The sequence below is a fragment of the Streptomyces sp. NRRL S-495 genome (genome assembly GCF_000966955.1).
Lineage (GTDB): Bacteria > Actinomycetota > Actinomycetes > Streptomycetales > Streptomycetaceae > Kitasatospora > Kitasatospora purpeofusca.
In genome coordinates this window covers 1-1,732 of record NZ_JZWY01001015.1, presented here as the reverse complement: position 1 = coordinate 1,732, position 1,732 = coordinate 1, and the positions used below count along the sequence as shown (strand labels likewise).

Sequence of the window (1,732 nt, the reverse complement as noted above, 5' to 3'; positions counted from 1 at the left end):
ATGTAGACCAATGCTCGGAAGCGCGGATATGGTGAGCCTCGGCTTACCGTCCCGGCCGCGGGACGTCGCACGCTCTCGACGATGGGGACACGGTTTGTACGACGGACGGAAGGGATCCTCGAGTCCGTTCGAGCAGACCGTCTACCTCCTCTCGGAGGCCGGCCGCGTCGTCGACCGCCTGCTCGCGGAGCGGCTCGAGCACCGCGGACTGACCCCGGCTCACCAGGCGCTGCTGTCGACCCTGGCCACCCTGGGGCCGCACGGCCGACGGGATCTCGCGGAACGGCTCGCGATTCCCGAGGCTGATGCGCACCGGGCGCTCGACGACCTGCTCTCCCGGGGCCTGCTGCAGTCGATGGTGGTCCACATCGGGGGGCGCCAGGAACTGCTGGCGATCACCGACCCGGGCCGGGCCGCGCTGGACCTGCTCCACTCCGACGCCTCCGCCGCGCAGGACGGCCTGCTGGCCTCGCTGACGAGGGGCCAGCGCGTCGAGCTCAACTCACTGCTCCGGCGCGTGTGCGCGGCCGCCGCCCGAGGGGCCGGCGGGCTGGGTGAGCCCTCGGACGACGAAAGCCGGACGCTGACGGCCGGACCCCGGTCCGCCTGAGCGGTCCGGGCCCCGAATCGCTTCCGAATGCCCTGGTCAAAGCCATGAAGGAGGTCGCCTGGGCGGGCGTGGTGCTGCTGGTCGCCGGCTACTTCCAGCTCGCCGCCCGCGTCGCCCGCTCCGGCAAGGGGATGCCCTTCGGCGACGCCCTGGCCCCCGAGCGGATCTGGCACTTCCTCCGTGCCCCCGCCGCCAAGGGCGCCTGGGTCGCCCAGGGCACCGTCTACCTCGTGCAGAACGTCGTCCTCCTCGCCACCGCGGTCGTGATGATCGCCCTGTTCGTCCCGGCCGTTCGCCGGCACACCGACCGCGTCGTGCTCGCCGCGCTGCCGGCGGCGCTCGCCGTCACCCTGGTCGCCGCCGTGCCCGCGATCACCCCGACCACCTTCGACCGCTGGCTCGACCTCGTCCTCGACCAGGTCCACATCGTCTCCGGCACGGTCTGGCTCGGCGGACTGGCGCTGCTGGTCGCCCTGGCCGCTGCCCGTGGCCGCCTCGGCGCCGGCGCCGGGCTGCTCTGGGCCCAGCTGTGGCAGCGCTTCGGCCTCGTCGCGATGGTCTGCGTCGGTGCGGTCACCGTCTCCGGCCTGTGGCTGAGCTGGAAGCACGTCGGCAGCATCCCGCAGCTGTGGACCACCGGCTACGGCATCGCGCTGCTGGTCAAGATCCTGCTCGTGGCCGGGCTGGTGACCGCCGGCGCCTTCAACCAGTTCTGGCTGATGCCCCGGATCACCCGGGCCCGCCTCGCCGACGACACCGCCACGCTGCGCGAGCTGACCCTCGGCCACTTCCCCAAGGTCGTGTGGGGAGAGGTCGCGCTGGGCCTCGCCGTCCTGCTGGTACTGCCCTTCCTCGCCGGCTCGGCCCGCACCGAGGCCGGCAGCCCCAAGGCGGTCTTCTCCGGCAGCATCCTCGCCGCCGGCGCCGCGCTGGTGGTCGCCCTCGCGGTCTCCCTGTACGCGACGTCCAAGGTCTCCGACCTCCTCGCCTGCCGTCCGCTCCCCGCCGCGGCGGTCTGACGGCCCGACCGCGTCCGGCGGCCCGCCGCCCGCTGACGGCGGAGTCGCTCGGCAGGGTCGTTCGGCAGGACCGCAAACCCCCGGCCCGGCCACCTCACGGAGG

2 protein-coding genes are annotated in these 1,732 nt (G+C 73.7%); both read left to right on the top strand.

Annotation, left to right across the window (positions count from 1 at the left end):
• The first annotated feature begins 94 nt into the window (after window positions 1-94).
• Window positions 95-610, top strand: a complete 516-nt coding sequence (locus VR45_RS38060) for a MarR family winged helix-turn-helix transcriptional regulator (RefSeq protein WP_045944525.1) — start codon at window positions 95-97, stop codon at window positions 608-610.
• Between the two features lie 44 nt (window positions 611-654).
• Complete coding sequence (locus VR45_RS43110) at window positions 655-1,629, top strand: CopD family protein (RefSeq protein WP_052709692.1); 975 nt, start codon at window positions 655-657, stop codon at window positions 1,627-1,629.
• The last annotated feature ends 103 nt before the right edge of the window (window positions 1,630-1,732 follow it).